This is a genomic window from Enterococcus sp. HMSC072F02 (assembly GCF_001837725.1).
Classification (GTDB): domain Bacteria; phylum Bacillota; class Bacilli; order Lactobacillales; family Enterococcaceae; genus Enterococcus_B; species Enterococcus_B lactis.
Genome location: NZ_KV833967.1, coordinates 19,679 through 36,335 on the forward strand (window position 1 = coordinate 19,679; position 16,657 = coordinate 36,335).

Below are 16,657 nucleotides of genomic sequence, written 5' to 3' on the forward strand. Positions count from 1 at the left end.
CGAGAAACTGGCTTTTGAACACCGTTTATTCGTAAAAGGGAGTGTGACAAGACTTTTGTCACACTCCCTTTTTCCGTTTTTATTGTTCTAATTGCGCTGTCTTGCTTACTGCTTCTTGCGGTTTCACAAATTTCTTTGAGATCCCCCAACCTGTAAAGGCACTGACCATCGAAAACACAGGTGAAAGCAAACTGAAAAACACGAATGGCAAGTAAGTGAGTGTAGGAATGCCAAATGTACTTGCTACGAAACTTCCGGCGATTCCCCAAGGCACTAAGTAATTGATCACTGTTCCACCATCTTCTAGTGTTCTCCCTAATACAGTTGGATCAAAGCCTGCTTTTTCGTAAGTTTCTTTAAATGCATTACCAGGCAGGATAACAGATAGAAATTGTTCTCCAATAAAGATATTTACTCCGATGCTTGTCATCAATGTTGTAAAAATCAATTTTGGGGTGTTCGTCATCTTTCTTGATACTCGTTCCATAACGGTTGAGATCAACCCAAATTCGATCAACAAACCACCTAATGACAATGTTAGAATAATCAATGACACAGTTGGCATCATACTTTCGATTCCTCCACGGCTAAGCAGTGAATCGATTTGTTGGTTTCTAGTATTTGAAACAAATCCAGATTCGATGACCCCTGCCAACTTTGTTAAGGAAGTTTGTGGGTTTTGAATAAAGATCATTCCTACTGCTACAGCGATATTCAACAAAATCGTCAAAATTGCCGGCACCTTTTTCCATGCACACAAGAGCATTAAAAATAGAGGAATCAGTGACCAGATCGAAATAGTAAAGTTTGCTTCTAGAATATCGGTCACTTCACGAATAGATGAAAGACTTGCGGCTTTACTTGTGTGTCCTAAAATCATGAATAAAAAGAAAGAAACAACAAATGCCGGAACAGTCGACCACATCATATGCTTGATGTGTTTGAACAAATCGGCATCAACAATAGCTGCTGCTAAATTTGTTGATTCGGATAATGGAGACATCTTGTCTCCAAAAACGGCACCTGAAACAATGGCTCCAACTACAAGGGCTGGATTTAGTCCTAGTGTTGTCCCAATACCGAAAAATGCAATCCCAATCGTTGACATAACCGTAAAGGCACTCCCTACAGCGCTACCTACGATTGCACAAACAACAAATACAGAAGGGACGAACCACTGGACACTGATCAATTTAAATCCAATGACCATGAGGGTTGGAATAATTCCTGCTTGTATCCATACAGCAATCAATGAACCGACTAAAATAAAAATAAAGATTGGAATGATCCCCGATTTGATGCCATTGATGATCCCTTCGTGCAGCCAATCTGTCGGGAATTTTTTTATCACTGCGTACAACATGACCATTCCGATAGCTGCCAAAATCGTGATATTAGGCGAAACCTTTAATCCGACAACGCCAATCGCAATGCCTAAAACAATGACCATTAATACAAGTGTTGCTTCTAAAAAACTTGGTGTTCCTTTTTTTTCCATGATAATCTCTCCTTTTTTAGTTGTTCTTATGTTCTAAAAAAGTTAAGATATCGGATTACTCCGCCACAATTCATCCGCGATTCCTCCTTTATAAAAATAAAAAGACCTGCTTTCAACTAAGGACGAATGACTCCGCGGTACCACCTTAATTAAAAACAGATCTGTTTTTCACTTTCAAACGATTATTCAAATGTATGGACTTTCCATGTAATTCGTCAATTAGGCTTGATCGATTCGCAGCGACCACCGACTTTCTGAACAAAACACCTAACCGCTACTGCGTGAAAAGTTGACTTGTATGAAGTTTACCTTCCATAAGATCATTTGTCAATGAAAAAGAAAATATTTTTTCATTTTTCTGAAAATTATTTTTATCACTTTCACGCACAACTTTATCTTTTTACTAGAAAGTAGCGCCCTCTTGTTTTTTTCTTGCTACTGTTTCTTGATGTTCTTGTTTGATTTTTTCTAATAGCTTGGGTTCTCTCAATAAATCTAGAGCTGTATTGGCAAGTAATTCCGCTGCAATCGCAATAGAAGCAAGTCCTTTTTCACTTTTAGCAGCAGCTTTGAATTCTTCTGTATGTCCGGCAATGTATGTCTCAGAGATTGCTACAGTAGGCTGTATCGTTGGAATGACTTGGCTGACATTTCCTACATCAGAAGAACCTAGACTTGTTCTTTGTTCCGTTTCTATTTCTTCATCAGGAACACCTGCTTCTTTTGCATGTTGGAAGAATAAGTCATCGAAAGAAGGCGTGACGATGACATCATCGACTGCATTTTGGAACAATCCAAACTCAAAAGTCGTACCCGTGCTTAATGCAGCACCTCGTACGATATTTTCCACTTTTTCATATACTCTGTCTAATGTTTGTCGATTTCCTGCACGTAAATAGAAACGTCCAGCAGCGTAGTCTGGTATGACGTTGGCCGCCACGCCTCCATCTGTAATGATTCCATGGATATTGACATCTTTTGGCAATTGCAAGCGTAGAGCGTTGATTCCGTTAAACACTTGGATCAAGGCTTCCAAAGCATTTACTCCTTTTTCAGGTGCTGCTGCTGCATGAGAAGCGACACCGTAAAATTTGATATCAACTGGATCATTTGCTAAAGATTCTGTCGTTTTCCCATAACGAAAAGCTGGATGGACACATAATGCTGCATCGACATCCTCAAAAAAACCTTCCCGAACGAAGCTGCCCTTAGCTGATCCATTTTCGCCTCCTTCTTCCCCTGGAGTACCATACACACGGATTTCTCCGCCAATCTCATCAATGAATTGTTTCACTATGCTGGCTGCTAATACGGAGTAAGTACCAAATAAATTATGTCCGCATGCATGACCAATACCTGGTAAAGCATCAAATTCTGCCAAAAAGGCAATTGTCGGACCTGGTTTATTGGAAATATAACGTGCATCAAAGCCTGTTCGGTGCCCAGCTACTTCTTTTTCTACCCAGAACCCTTCTTTTTCCAATTGTTTGATTAAAGCTGCTGAGGAATAAAATTCATAATTACTTACTTCAGGATGGTCGTGAATAGCTAGTGCAAGTGCTTGATATTCTGGTAAACGGTATTGGATCAGATCTTTCAATTGATTTGTTGAGAGTGTGGTTGTCATAAAAATTTCCTCCTATGCTAGTCGTTTTTTCTTATTTTCTCCCGAATGTTTCCCACGCAGGTACGCTTGAACCTTTTGATGTTTTTTCGATTACTTTGGCTGTTTCTTCTGTTTGATAGGCATCTACTATTTTTTGATACGTTTTATTGTCTTCATCTTCTTTTCTTGCAACGATGATATTGACATAAGGACGTGCATGGTCATCGACTGGTTCTAAGAAGATTGCATCAGAAGCGGGATTAAATCCAGCATCTACAGCTACACCGCTATTGATGACTGAAATGTCTACATCCGACAAAGCACGTGCTGTTTGGGAAGCATCTAACTCAGAAATGTCTAGATTTTTTTTATTCTCGGTAATATCAGAAACGGTAGGCGCTTGGCCTTTTGCCTTGTCCACTTTGATCAATCCAGCAGTTTGCAATAACAGAAGAGCTCTGCCGCCATTCGTGACATCATTAGGGATGGCAACTTTCGCTCCATCTTTGATATCAGCCACATCTTTTAACGTATTGGAATAAATTCCCAACGGTGCATTAACCGTATTCCCAATCGATACTAAATCAGTTCCGTGTTCTTCATTGTAATTGTCTAAAAAGAATTGATGTTGGAAGGAGTTCAAATCGATCGATCCATCTGCTAAAGCCGCATTTGGCTGATTGTAATCTGTAAATTTCACATATTCCAAATGGATGTTTTCCTTTTTCAAACGCTCTTTCACATCGTCCCATACATCTGTATCTTCCCCAATGATCCCTAGTTTTACGGTCGTTTCTTTTTTGTCAGTTGTAGCTACTTTTCCTTGGCTGCACCCTACCAACCAAATAATTGCTACAAATGTAATGACTGCAAAACGAATAATTTTTTTCATTTTTTCTCCTCCACTTTCAATGTGTGATTTTTTTAATCAGTTGATTACTGATAAATTGACTCAAAAAAACTAAGACCAGAATCAATAATGTAGCGACAATCGTTACATCTGTTTGGAATCGATTATATCCTCTCGATATAGCAAGATTCCCTAATCCGCCGGCACCTACTGCTCCGGCCATGGTAGTCAGTCCGATCACATTGATAATCGTCAACGCTGAGACCCGAATGATACCGGGTAACCCATCTAACAAATAAACACGTAAAATGATGCCGATTGGGCTCGTGCCCATCGCTTCTGCTGCTTCGATCACCCCAGGATCAACTTCTAGCAGTGCATTCTCGATTTGACGGGCAAAAAACGGGACAACACCAAAAATCAAAGGGACTAAAGCTGCTTTGGCACCGATCGTCGTTCCAACTAAGAAACGAGTAGTCAAAGCTAAAAGGGAAAGCAAGATAATAAAAGGGATGGAACGAATGATATTGATCAACTTATCAAGTATTTCGAACAGCAGCCTGTTAGCTAGTAATCCATTTGGACGCGTCACTACTAACGTCACACCTAGGATGATTCCGATAATCCCACCAATGAATGCCGTCCAAAAAGACATATATAGTGTTTGCTTTGTCGCTTCGATGAATTCATCCGGAATCAAATAGACATTCGGCAAATATGTTTTAAAAAATTCAGTCATTTTAGCTTCCTCCTTCTATGACTTTGATACGGTTATCTAATTCGTTTTTTTGTAAAATAGTTACTTTTACACCAGATTTGATCAAATAATCCAATGCTTTTTGCCGCTGTTTGGTTTCTCCAGCTAAAGTAACGATCAAACTTCCTAAGGGTGTTTCTTGTAATAGCTCTACATTACCGTATAAGATATTCGCTGTTACTTGGTACTTGCTGTAAAGATGAGCGATTAGAGGTTCGTTCGTCTGGTTGCCGATATAACTTAATTCCACCAACCATTTATTTGCAATCTGATCGGCAAAAGCAGCATGGGCACTGATTGTTTCCAATGCTTGGTCAAGGTGTGTCGCTGTCCGAATAAAATCTTTAGTCAATTCTTCTTCAGGATGACTGAAAATCTGGATGCTGCTGCCTTTTTCAATGATTTTCCCAGCTTCCATAACCGCCACCTTGTTGCAGATTTCTTTGACAACTTGCATCTCGTGAGTAATCAGGACGATCGTTAGACCTAGTTGACGATTTAGTTTTTTTAACAGCGCAAGGATCTGAAGGGTCGTTTTCGGATCAAGTGCACTAGTTGCTTCATCGCATAACAACACTTTAGGTTCATTTGCCAGAGCTCGTGCGATTGCCACTCGTTGTTTTTGTCCCCCCGACAGTTGTTTAGGATACGCAGATGCTTTTTCTTCCAGACCGACAAGTTCCAGTAGTTCATTCACTTTTTGACGACGTTCCTGTTTTGATTTTCCAGAATACTTTAGAGAAAAATCTACGTTGTCAAAAATCGTTCGACTTTCCATTAGATTGAAATGCTGAAAGATCATACCGATGGCCTTTCTTTCTTTTCGCAATTCTTTTGGAGAGAGCTGGCTTAAATTCGTCTGGTTGACGATGACTTCTCCTGCTGTTGGTTTCTGCAACAAATTCATCACGCGGACTAACGTACTCTTTCCTGCACCTGAGTAACCGACGATCCCATAAACATCCCCTTTTTCAATCGTTAAATCTACAGAATCTACTGCCTGTATCTCTTTTTCTTTTTGTTTGAAACATACAGAAACATCTCGCAATTCAATCATTAACATTCCTCCTTGTCTATAAAAAAAGCATCCTCAAGAAAATGAAAATAGTCATTTTCTTGAGGACGCCTTTTTGCGTGTTACCACCTCATGTTCAAGCTGTGTTCACACACAACTCCTCTTCAAGTACCATCATACTCTAGCAAGATATCGGTCGCAGCCGTCACCGCCTTACATCTATGCTCGGGATGAATTGCTCGATGGCCATTTTCCAATAGTCGTTCCTTGCTTCTTCTCAGCTACCGAAGCTCTCTGTCAAAGGTTCTTCTATCGTACTTACCATTTCAATGCAAATAATATTCAAAAAAAAAATCCTTTTACTAACATAAACTATGTCAGTAAAAGGACGACGTATCGTGGTACCACCTTTTTTCGGAAGTTTTCTTCCCTCAAGCCCAACATCTCAAAAAGAGAGATTGGCGTTCGTTTTAACGGTCGAACATTTCCGAATTTGCCTACTTATCGACAAATTATTCTCCAAGGCCATTTTCAGCTTTTCTTACTTGACTCTTCACACCAGCCAGAGCCTCTCTGCAAAGTTTCCAAACTTACTTTCCTTCTCAACGAAATCAATATTTTGTTGTTGGGAATAATCTACAGGAGGAAAACTGAAAAGTCAAGCATGAAATTCAAATTATTTTTTCTATATTTATTTTTCTGTTTTTTTATCTAACATTTCAATAACAGTTCGAAGATCTTTCCCTTCCGCAAGAAGGTTCAATTTTTCCTTCTCTTCGACGCTATAATTTCGAACAAAACTGGAATCGGGTATCAAAACAACGCCTAGTCCAGCACGTGAAGCGGCTGTCGCTCCTACTAAAGAATCTTCCACTGCAAAAGCTGAAGGAGCTTCTAATCCTGTTCGTTCCAAAGCTGTCAGATAAGGGACCGGTGAAGGCTTGTTCTCCGATACTTCATCTCCGAACGTAAACGTATCAAAGTAATCGGCTAATTGAAAGTGATCCAAGATATCTGTTGCTCTTTTCGTAACAGTTGTTGTAGCAATCCCTAGTTTCATATGACGTTCTTTTAAGTCTGTCAATATTTCTTTTGCGTAGGGTTTCAATTGGATAGCTCCACTTGTCAGCTGTTGATAAAAATATTCTTCACGCTTTGCTCGGACTTCCTGCACTTTTTCAGGACTGCCTGCTACCTGCACTAAAATATCAAAACTTTGTTTCCAGTTTTTTCCGCCCCAAGCGTCAACGATTTCTTTCGGGATATGAATATCAAATTGCTGGAATCCCCAAAGCCAACCATCCCGATACGTTCTTTCCGTATCCACTAACAAACCATCTAAATCAAATATTGCACCTTTCATCTATACATTAATCCTTTCCAAAACAATACACCTAGTTTAGCATGATTGATCCAAAATGAACAGAAGCATAGAGCCCAGCCGCATCACTTATAAGAGTTCTTGGAATCGACGGATATAGATTTTCTTCACAGCTGTCACAAGCGCCAGATAAGCGACGACTGTTACAAGCAGCCATAACCAGTAATTGCCAGGGAGCGGCATCAAGCCTAACTCAGCACCAAATCCTGTGAATGGAAGGACTGAACCGACAATGATTCCTAATGTAGTGATAACCAGCATGGCAAATGTTGCATTGCTTTGGATAAATGGTATTTTCGGTGTACGCAATGCATGGAGCACTAATGTTTGTGTCCACAGGGATTCGACGAACCATCCTGCATGGAATAATGCGATAAAAATCACTTGTTGTGAGCTATCCAATGTATGGAAACTTCCACCAACTACAGCAGGACAAATAACAAAATACATCAACAAGTAAGTAGTGATATCAAAAATCGAACTTGTTGGACCAAAATAAACCATGAATTTTCCAATACTAGATGCATTCCATTTCTTTGGCTCATCCAAATATTCTTTATCCATCCGATCCCATGGTAAGGAAATGCAAGAAACGTCATAGATCAGATTCAAAAATAGAAGTTGCAAAGGCAACATTGGTAAAAATGGTAAGAACGTACTGGCAATCAGTACGGAAAACATATTGCCAAAATTAGAACTTGCTGTAGCCTTGATATATTTCATGATGTTTCCAAAAGTTTCTCGTCCAGAAAGAAGGCCTCTTTCCAAAATCGTCAAATCTTTTTCTAAAAGGATCACGTCTGCTGATTCTTTTGCGATATCCACAGCTGTATCCACGGAAATACCGATATCAGCCACTTTCATTGCTGGAGCATCATTGATACCATCTCCTAAAAATCCGACAGTATGACCATTTTTACGTAAAGCTGTCGTCAATCGTGCTTTTTGCTGAGGATTCAATTTTACGAATACTTCATGGTCTTCAGCTACTTGCGCTAATTCATGATCATTCATTTCCGAGATTTTCTCACCAGTAATCAATTCATTGATTTCTAGGTCTACTTGACGGCACACAGACCGTGTGACTAATTCATTGTCCCCAGTCAGAACTTTTACAGCTACACCATGTTCTTTTAAAGCTTTCAACGCTTGTTTTGTTGTTTCTTTTGGTGGATCAAGGAAAGCAAGATAACCAATCAGAACCATGTCTGACTCATCTTTGACTGAAAATTCTCCAACAACGCTTGGATTGGTCTTTTGTGCGACACCAATCACTCGCAAGCCGTCTTCATTAAGTGATTGTACTTTTGCAAGCACCGCTTCTTTTCGTTCTTTTGTTAATGGTGCGACAATACCACCAAGATCAATAAATTTAGAAATGTTCAACATTTCTTCAATCGCGCCTTTTGTGATCATCTGTGTTTTGCCAGCTGGATCAGCGACCACAACACTCATACGGCGACGTTCAAAATCAAAAGGAATTTCATCTACTTTTTGATAATTGATCGTATCTGTATCTAAAGTTTCTGCTGCTTCATCAATGATAGCCACATCTAACAAATTTTTCAGCCCTGTTTGATAGTAGCTGTTTAGATAAGCATGGCGCAAAACACGATCATCTTCATTTCCTTCACAATCCATATGATATTCAAGAATGATTTTGTCTTGTGTCAATGTTCCCGTTTTATCCGTACATAACACATCGATCGCACCAAAATTCTGGATAGCATTTAAATTTTTGATGACTGTTCCTTTTTTGGCCATCACACTTGCTCCTTTGACCAAATTCGTCGTAACGATCATTGGAAGCATTTCAGGCGTTAAACCAACTGCTACAGATAATCCAAAAAGAAAAGCTTCTAACCAATCTCCTTTTGTAAGCCCATTGATAACGATAACTGCTGGAGCCATCAATGACATAAATTTGATCAGCAGCATGGATGTTTTGTGGATGCCTAATTCAAAACTTGATTGGATGGGTTTTTCAGATAGCGTTTCTGCTACATGCCCAAATAGTGTGTCATTTCCGACAGAAACAATGATTCCTTCCGCGCTTCCACTGATGACATTGCTTCCCATAAAGACAAGATTTTCATAACTTGTTTCGCTTTGCTGATCGTCTTCACATACTTTCGCATGCTTTTCTACTGGATAGCTTTCCCCTGTCAGTGCTGCTTGGGAAATGAATAGATCCTTTGCGGACAATAAACGCATATCCGCTGGTATCATATCTCCTGCTGAAAGCCGCACAAGATCTCCGCAGACAATTTCTTCCATAGGAATCTCAGTATACTCGCCATTTCGTTTGACAGCTGCCGTTACTTTCACAAGTGATTTCAGTTTTTCAGCTGCTTGATTAGAACGCACAGACTGGATCAACGTCATCGTCCCACTGACAATAACCATAGTGAAGATAATGGCTACACCGAAGAGATCTTTATCTCCTGGGGCGGCTAATACGTATTCCGTAATGAATGAAATAATTCCTAATGCAATCAACACTAATGTAAAGGGTGTGATGTATGCTTTCAATATTTCTATAATGAATGGTGTTTTTTTGCCATATGAAATCGCATTTTCACCATAAGTTTCTCTTGAACGCTCGATTTGTTCTTCTGACAATCCATTTGCTGATGCATGGAACAATTCAAATAATTCTTGCTTCGTTTTTCCAGCAAAAGCTGCATAGATTTTTTGTGTATCTTTCTTTTTTTCCATCTCAATCTCTCCTTTGTGTCCAAAAGACAGCTGTTTTCGCTGTTTCTGGTCTTTTGCTATTTATCGGATCGATAGAGAAAATGCTGAAAGGGGCTGAGAACAGATAGATAATAGCCCTGGCCTTTCCTCTAAATCCTTGTTTTTCGAATGACTGTCATCCATTTGTTCTCATCTCCTTTACTAAGTAATTTTAATTCATGACTTCCAATCATTTTTCGAATTGTTATTTTCCCAACTCGCTCACCTCCCTTTTTGTTTTTTCACCGATGGGATTTGCGGCAACAAAAAAACCTCTCGCCAAATACTCAGCGAAAGGTTTGAAAAAGCAAATCAAAAAAGCTTCTCAGATCTCATCGTTGAGTTTTGACACTGTACAACGTAAAAAGCAGATATCTGCTTTTAGCTACCTTATGAAAAGCCTTATCTCGACAATTCCTGTTCTACCCATTGGCGTCTCTCGACGTTTTTGGGCAGTAGCCTATGTTTGTATAGGAGCCTCACCTAACAAATCCTATTCGGTTTTCCTTCGTTAATATAACAACTAAAAAAGAGGATGTCAAATCAATTTTCCATGTTTTTCATACTTTTTTAAAATACACGCGTTATATTTCCGTCTCACGCAGTTTTATTTGTCTCATTTTCCACCTCCCGCTATAATAGAATTATAGTAGGAAACGAGGTGCTGTTATGGAACGAACACTTGTTATTATCAAGCCAGACGGCGTAAGACGCCATTTGGTCGGAAGCATCATCCAACGTTTTGAAGCAAAGGGACTGGCCATTGCTGAAATGAAATTTGCAACGATGACACCTGAACTAGCAAAAGAGCATTATCAGCACTTGACTGAACGCAGTTTTTTTGATGAACTGATCGATTACATGACTTCTGGTCCGGTCGTTTATCTTGTGCTGGTCGGCGAGGAAGTGATCGATATCGTCCGTAAGATGGTCGGAGCAACAAAAGCGGCTGATGCCGTTCCAGGTACGATCCGAGGAGATTATGCACTGCCGGGGACTGAAAACATCATCCATGCTTCTGATTCCCGTGATGCTGCAACAAAAGAGATCGCCCGCTTTTTCCCACCATTCGATACAAACAAACCGGCTGAAAAAGCGGCGAAGTGATACAAATCCTAAACTGTTGGTCTAACTGCTGGATTTAGCAATGGCCAGCAGTTTTTTCTCTAAAGAATTCCTTTGATTCTTCCCTAATGTATATTCGATCACTGTGAAAAACTCTTGGTAGTCTTCCGATTTTTCTTCCCCTAAAGCAGCGGAAATCAGTCGTTGGTAATAGTCCGCCATCAATGTTTCATAAATCACTGTACTTCTTTCTTTATGCGCTAAACTCCGTTTCATATCTTCATTCACGCTACGTGCCTTTTTTAAGCGACCATTTTCTATATAAAACAAAGTCAGATTCGTCAAAAAAGTAAAAAGATACTGCTCGTGATTATTCAGTTGCGCGATCCGTCGCATTCTTTTTTTGATTTTCAAATAATTATTCTCAATAAACCGATCACTGAATATCCAAGGAAAATCAGCTAGAATAGATACTTCAAATTGACCATACTCTGGTACTTGATCAAATATTCTTCAATGATACGACATTCATAACGCAAAAATTCGAATTCCGTCTCAGATACTTCTGTTTTTTTGGACATGTGCAGATTCAAAACCAAATAGTACAGATCTTCTGTTTTCTTATAGTGCCTGCGGTTATTAGCAATTTCTTTGTAAGGATCAAAGCTGTCTTCTTGAATCCGATCTAGCATTCGTCTTTTTTTCTTTAATTTTTTTGGCTCATCAAGCTGATTTCGTATCCATTCATATTCGGCAAGTGTCATGTTCATTCGCTCTAAAAATGATTTCAATGTTCCAAACGATACTTTTTTCACTGAATTCGTCTCGATCCCGACTAGCGAAGTTTTAGAACAGATTCCTTCCGCTAATTGGGACTGCGTCAGCTTTTTGTTGACTCGAAGCTTCTTGATCAATTCTCCATCATACATAATAGTTCTCCTTTTTTAATTGAAATTAACCCTTGGCTTTTCCAGAATGCTTGCCAATAAGAGGAATGATTATTTCAATTTAAATTTTCCGCATTCAATAAATAGATACGTTAAAAATAAAAAATACACGAAAAAAATAAAAAAATGTTTTTCTCATAAAAAATACCAACCTTCAAGCATGAGACTGCTGTCTAATCCCTGAAGGTTGGTTTGATTGTTTATTGATTATTTTTTTGCTGCTCCGCATTGGTTCCTGTTACTGGATATAGGTTAGTCGTTGTTTTATTGCCGTTTTTTGAAAAGACACTGGTCGAATGTTCACCTTTTTGCTTTTCGATTGCTTCATTACGTTCCGCTTCGTTTTTATAATCATATTTTTTCGGATCAATCGTCTCAAATCCGTTTGGCACATAAAACCGCAAGAGATTTTCCTGATTCAGCTTATCTGAAAGACTTAACGCAGTCTTGACTTTTTCCTGATCTTTGGAGATTTCCTCGTCGATTCCTGCTGCTTTCGTATCGATGATTTCTCCTGTCTGATTATTGTAAGCTTTTCCTCCTAAGACGGTATATTTGGGTGTCACGAAGTTCCCATTTCGAAAAGCAACTACTTGATCGTGCTGAGAAGATAATAAGTCTGTACCAAAATGAAGATAATCTTTATCATCGATTCCCAATAGATGTAGTAATGTCGGCAAAACATCGATTTCTCCACCGTATTCATGATTGACTGTCCCTTTAGTGTAACCAGGCATATGGATCATCAATGGCACTCGTTGCATCTGTGCGTTGTCAAATTCATCCCATGTATCTGGATCTTTACCAAGAGCACTTGCTAAATCTTTATTATCTGTATTCGAGATCCCAAAATGATCTCCGTAAATCACAAAGATTGAATTTTGGTAAATACCAGATTTTTTCAAATACGTAAAAAATTGTTCCAATGATTGATCCAGATAATGGGCCGTTCGAACATAATTATCTACTGTGCTATTGCCAGTATTCAAAGATGGAAAGTCGAAATTCTTGTCATCCGTATAATAAGGCGTGTGGTTGGTTACGGAAAGAAATTTCGTGTAAAACGGCTGTTGTAGATGTTCAAGATATTGAGCAGATTCTCTGAATAAATCTTTATCTAATATCCCATAACCTAACGTTTCGTCGGATTCATCAAAATAAGATCGATCAAAGAAATTGTCATACCCTAAATTTTTATATACATGATCTCTATTCCAGAAACTAGCTACATTCCCATGGAAAACAGCACTTGTATAGCCTTCTGTTTGTCCAAGGATCGCTGGTGCTGCTTGAAAGACATTATCTGACCCAAGTTCTGTGAATAATGAGCCTTGAGGTAAACCAAATGTGCCAGTTTCCAACATGTTTTCAGCATCACTTGTCTTTCCCTGTCCTACTTCATGAAAGAAATTGTCAAAGCTGATCGTTGCTTGATTCTGGAAAATACTATTTAAAAACGGCGTGACTTCTTGTCCGTCTACCTTCATATTGATCAAAAACTGTTGAAAACTTTCTAAATGAAGGACAATCACATTTTTTCCTTTAGCGAGCCCAAATGTTTCAGGATTTGGCTCTGCATAATGTTTCTTTGTATAGTCTAAAACTTCATCAATTCCATTACTGCTTGCATGCGCGCGAACACTGCTGGTCATTCCTGTTTTGATCCCGTCATAAATAGTGTACGCATCGATTCCTAGATATTTGACAATATAGGAACGGTCAAATGTCCGCTGCAGTAATTGTGGACGGTTGGCTTCGCTCAACGCTAGATTTCCTGAAAAAATCAATCCTGAAAGACAGGTAACCGCGATAGCCATCGGTTTGCTGACAGGGTTGCTTTTGATAGGTATTTTCTTGACCTTCAACCAAACCAGTAGCCCAATGAACACAGCGATATCCAACCAGTAGATGACATCATGGGGTTTCATCAAAGAAAAGGAGCTTCCTGACAACCCTTGCGACACTTTCGAAAAGCCTAATACAGATTTGACTGTAATGAAATCTGTGAATTCTCGATAAAAAATAATATTCAAGTACAACAAAAGCGTATTTAAAATATCAATGATCAAAAGAATGGCTAACGCTGGCTTTGGCTTTTTAATATACAAAGAAAGGCCAAAAAACAATAAGGTAGTCGCAATCGGGTTGATCCACAAGATAAAGTACTGGATCGTACCTTCCACACCTAATGAAAAATCTGCATAGTAAGCAATGATCGTCTTCAGCCAAAAAAAGAAAACAGCTGTCAAAACGATTGCTAAACGATTTTGGCACAATTTTTTAAGTTGTGTCACGTATATCACTTCTCTCTATTCACATTTTTTCTTATTTTGCTCCTGAAAAATGAAAATTTCCTAAAAAAAATTGTTATCTTAAGATTTTTTTATTCTTTCTAAAGATTATTCCGTTCATTTTTCACAGCATAAAACCGCTGTGATGTAAGCGATTAAACGAATGAAGAGATAAAAGTCTTGTGGTGACCGCTTCACTCCACGGTATTCAAAAGTAGTTTCTCGGTATTCGTACAAAAAAAAAGAGGCTGAGACAAAATTCTTGTCGCAGCTCCTTATTTCTTGATGCAGGACAGCTTTTTCACAACCTCTGTTTTTCATTGTCCATAGGTTTGATATTGTCCTTCTGATGACTCATTCGTAATGATTGAGGCTTGATTTTCTTCATTTCCCGTTATCGTTTGTCCACTGCCAGAATCTGAAGGGCTTGGTTCTGTCGACTCGTTTTTTTGAGAAGAAGCAGTTGTTTTCTTGACTTGTTCATTGGTTTTTTTCCATTCCGCTAGTCGATCGGCCACCACTTTTTTGTCCACTTTTTCAGAATAAGCTGTGACCACTTTTCCATTTTTCAAACGAGCTACCTTGTCGCCATCATGAGTCAAAAGCAAAACGGCCAAATGTTTGTCTTTGAATTGATATTGTCTGAGAGAAATCGCACTAAGTACGTCATCGATATTGATAAATTGATTTTCTTCTTTTCCTTTTGGCAAATAGATGTCCAATTCACCTTTTTCGTAATTGGCAGTTAATTTATATTCCTCCCACCAATAAGTTGAGAATTCTTTTTTGAAATTATCTACTGATTCTTTGCTTGCTACGATTTTTTCTGTTTCTTTCTGAGCAAGATCTGCTGTCATTTTTCCTGAAAATGCTGCGGATAAAATAAGCAGTAAGAAAAAACCGAATAACCAAAAGAGAAGAAACGGTCTTTTTTTCCTCATGCCTTCCTCCACTCCTATTTAATTTTGACTATTCTATTATATACAAAAAATGAAATAGAAAGACAAAAAAGTTGAAAAAGATCGTAAATAATTGAACTTCTTTTTCCTGAAGCGGTAAGAACGGGAATTTTCATACATTCTCTCTTGGCTATTCTTTAAGCTTCAAATCCATTTCTGTCTGATACATCTTTGAACCAATGACCCGATTTCTTAATCGTTCTTTTTCCATCTTGTGCTAAATCTACTGAAATAAAACCGTAACGATTCTTATAGGCATTGGTCCACGACCAGTTATCCATGCATGTCCACATATGATAACCTAAACAATTGGCACCTTCTTGAATGGCTTGATGGACATATTTCAGATGAGATTGAACAAATTCGATCCGATAATCATCGTGGATCATACCATCTTCCTTGATAAATCGTGCTTCATTTTCTACACCCATGCCGTTTTCAGAAATAAAACAGTCGATATTCCCATAATGATCTCGTACATTGATCAAAATATCATAGATTCCTTTTTCATAGATCTCCCATCCGCGATAAGGATTCATTTTACGACCAGGCATTTCATAATTGTCGAAGTAATCCTCAGGCATAGGACCGTTTTTAGTATCGATTGGTGTTTCTTTTGCTTTTATTCGGCGTGGCTGGTAATAATTAATTCCCAAAAGATCTACTGTGTTTTCTTTAATGATCGCCAAATCATCTGGATGGATCTCCGGCATTAGATCGAGTTCTTTTATTCTTTCGATCAATTCACTTGGAAACTCGCCTTTTACAGCTGGATCAAGGAATGAACGATTGAAGAACGCATCTGCTATTCGTGCTGCTTTAATATCTTCGGGATTTGATTCGTCTCTTGGATAACTCGGTGTCAAATTCAAGATGATTCCGATAACACCGCTTTGGTCCATTTCATGGTAAGCTTTGATGGCTAATGCTGAAGCCAACGCTTCATGATAACCAACTTGGATTGCTTTTTTCATATCTGATTCTTCCGGATAATGCCATCGATACAAATAGCCTGCCTCGACTGGAACGATTGGTTCATTATGGGTAAACCATTTTTTTACTTTCGAGCCAAACAATTGAAAACAACTTTTTGCGTATTTTTCATAGGCTTCAACCGTTTCTCGGTTCAACCATCCGCCTTTTTCTTGCAGATACATCGGCATATCGAAATGATACAGATTAACAAAGGGTTCGATACCGTTTTCAATCAACTCATCAAAATAGCGATGATAGAAACGAACGGCTTCTTCGTTGATTGTTCCAGATTCATCAGGTATCAAACGGCTCCATTGGATAGAGGTTCGAAATGAATTATGCCCAGTCTGTTTCATCAACTGTACATCCTCTTGATACTTCGTATAAACTTGCGAGGTTTTTTCAGGTCCTACTTGATCAAAGAACTTTTGCGGTTCGTTTTTGTACCAATAATCAAAAATGTTCTCTCCTTTTCCATCGCCTGAAATTCTTCCTTCTGTTTGTGGACCACTTGCTGCAGAGCCCCACCAAAAATTTTCTGGAAATTGATATCTTTTCATCAAAGCACCTCTTTTTT

Annotated in this window: 11 protein-coding genes, 1 pseudogene, 1 riboswitch and 2 other annotated features; of the genes and pseudogenes, 1 reads left to right on the forward strand and 11 read right to left on the reverse strand. The window is 38.7% G+C overall.

Annotated features, from left to right (window positions below; translation table 11 throughout):
* Positions 1 to 79: 79 nt before the first annotated feature.
* The 7 genes from nhaC to mgtA form a co-directional block, all read right to left on the reverse strand.
* Positions 80 to 1,498, reverse strand: coding sequence for a Na+/H+ antiporter NhaC (nhaC, locus tag HMPREF2731_RS10105; RefSeq protein ID WP_070703744.1), 1,419 nt, complete (start codon positions 1,496 to 1,498; stop codon positions 80 to 82).
* A gap of 403 nt (positions 1,499 to 1,901) precedes the next feature.
* Complete coding sequence (locus HMPREF2731_RS10110; RefSeq protein ID WP_070703746.1) at positions 1,902 to 3,125, reverse strand: M20 family metallopeptidase; 1,224 nt, start codon at positions 3,123 to 3,125, stop codon at positions 1,902 to 1,904.
* A 31-nt stretch (positions 3,126 to 3,156) separates the two neighbouring features.
* Positions 3,157 to 3,996 (reverse strand): MetQ/NlpA family ABC transporter substrate-binding protein, encoded by an 840-nt coding sequence (locus HMPREF2731_RS10115; RefSeq protein ID WP_070703748.1) that lies wholly within the window; start codon positions 3,994 to 3,996, stop codon positions 3,157 to 3,159.
* Positions 3,997 to 4,012: 16 nt separating this feature from the next.
* Positions 4,013 to 4,693, reverse strand: coding sequence for a methionine ABC transporter permease (locus HMPREF2731_RS10120; RefSeq protein WP_070703750.1), 681 nt, complete (start codon positions 4,691 to 4,693; stop codon positions 4,013 to 4,015).
* Between the two features lies 1 nt (position 4,694).
* Positions 4,695 to 5,768 carry a methionine ABC transporter ATP-binding protein gene (locus HMPREF2731_RS10125; protein WP_070703752.1) on the reverse strand — a complete coding sequence of 358 codons (1,074 nt, stop codon included), beginning with the start codon at positions 5,766 to 5,768 and terminating at the stop codon, positions 4,695 to 4,697.
* Between the two features lie 58 nt (positions 5,769 to 5,826).
* Positions 5,827 to 6,065, reverse strand: a binding site (T-box leader).
* A 42-nt stretch (positions 6,066 to 6,107) separates the two neighbouring features.
* Positions 6,108 to 6,341, reverse strand: a binding site (T-box leader).
* A gap of 76 nt (positions 6,342 to 6,417) precedes the next feature.
* Complete coding sequence (locus HMPREF2731_RS10130) at positions 6,418 to 7,089, reverse strand: HAD family hydrolase (protein ID WP_070872895.1); 672 nt, start codon at positions 7,087 to 7,089, stop codon at positions 6,418 to 6,420.
* An 87-nt stretch (positions 7,090 to 7,176) separates the two neighbouring features.
* Entirely contained in the window at positions 7,177 to 9,825 is a 2,649-nt protein-coding gene (mgtA, locus tag HMPREF2731_RS10135) for a magnesium-translocating P-type ATPase (protein ID WP_070703754.1), read from the reverse strand.
* A gap of 341 nt (positions 9,826 to 10,166) precedes the next feature.
* Positions 10,167 to 10,341, reverse strand: a riboswitch (M-box (ykoK) riboswitch).
* A gap of 171 nt (positions 10,342 to 10,512) precedes the next feature.
* Between mgtA and ndk the strand changes: the two genes are divergently transcribed.
* Positions 10,513 to 10,950 carry a nucleoside-diphosphate kinase gene (gene ndk / locus HMPREF2731_RS10140; protein WP_024634952.1) on the forward strand — a complete coding sequence of 146 codons (438 nt, stop codon included), beginning with the start codon at positions 10,513 to 10,515 and terminating at the stop codon, positions 10,948 to 10,950.
* 21 nt (positions 10,951 to 10,971) lie between these two features.
* On the opposite strand, the pseudogene HMPREF2731_RS10145 reads toward ndk, so the two are convergent.
* The 4 genes and pseudogenes from HMPREF2731_RS10145 to HMPREF2731_RS10160 all read right to left on the reverse strand — a co-directional run bounded on the left by HMPREF2731_RS10145 (position 10,972) and on the right by HMPREF2731_RS10160 (position 16,640).
* Positions 10,972 to 11,837 (reverse strand): annotated as a pseudogene (locus HMPREF2731_RS10145) (helix-turn-helix domain-containing protein).
* Between the two features lie 218 nt (positions 11,838 to 12,055).
* Positions 12,056 to 14,149 (reverse strand): LTA synthase family protein, encoded by a 2,094-nt coding sequence (locus HMPREF2731_RS10150; RefSeq protein ID WP_024634950.1) that lies wholly within the window; start codon positions 14,147 to 14,149, stop codon positions 12,056 to 12,058.
* Positions 14,150 to 14,463: 314 nt separating this feature from the next.
* Positions 14,464 to 15,087: a hypothetical protein gene (locus HMPREF2731_RS10155; protein WP_002346113.1), complete on the reverse strand. Its 624-nt coding sequence runs from the start codon at positions 15,085 to 15,087 to the stop codon at positions 14,464 to 14,466.
* 155 nt (positions 15,088 to 15,242) lie between these two features.
* The gene (locus HMPREF2731_RS10160; RefSeq protein ID WP_070703756.1) at positions 15,243 to 16,640 is read right to left on the reverse strand and encodes a glycoside hydrolase family 1 protein; all 1,398 of its coding nucleotides are present in this window, start codon (positions 16,638 to 16,640) and stop codon (positions 15,243 to 15,245) included.
* Positions 16,641 to 16,657: the final 17 nt, after the last annotated feature.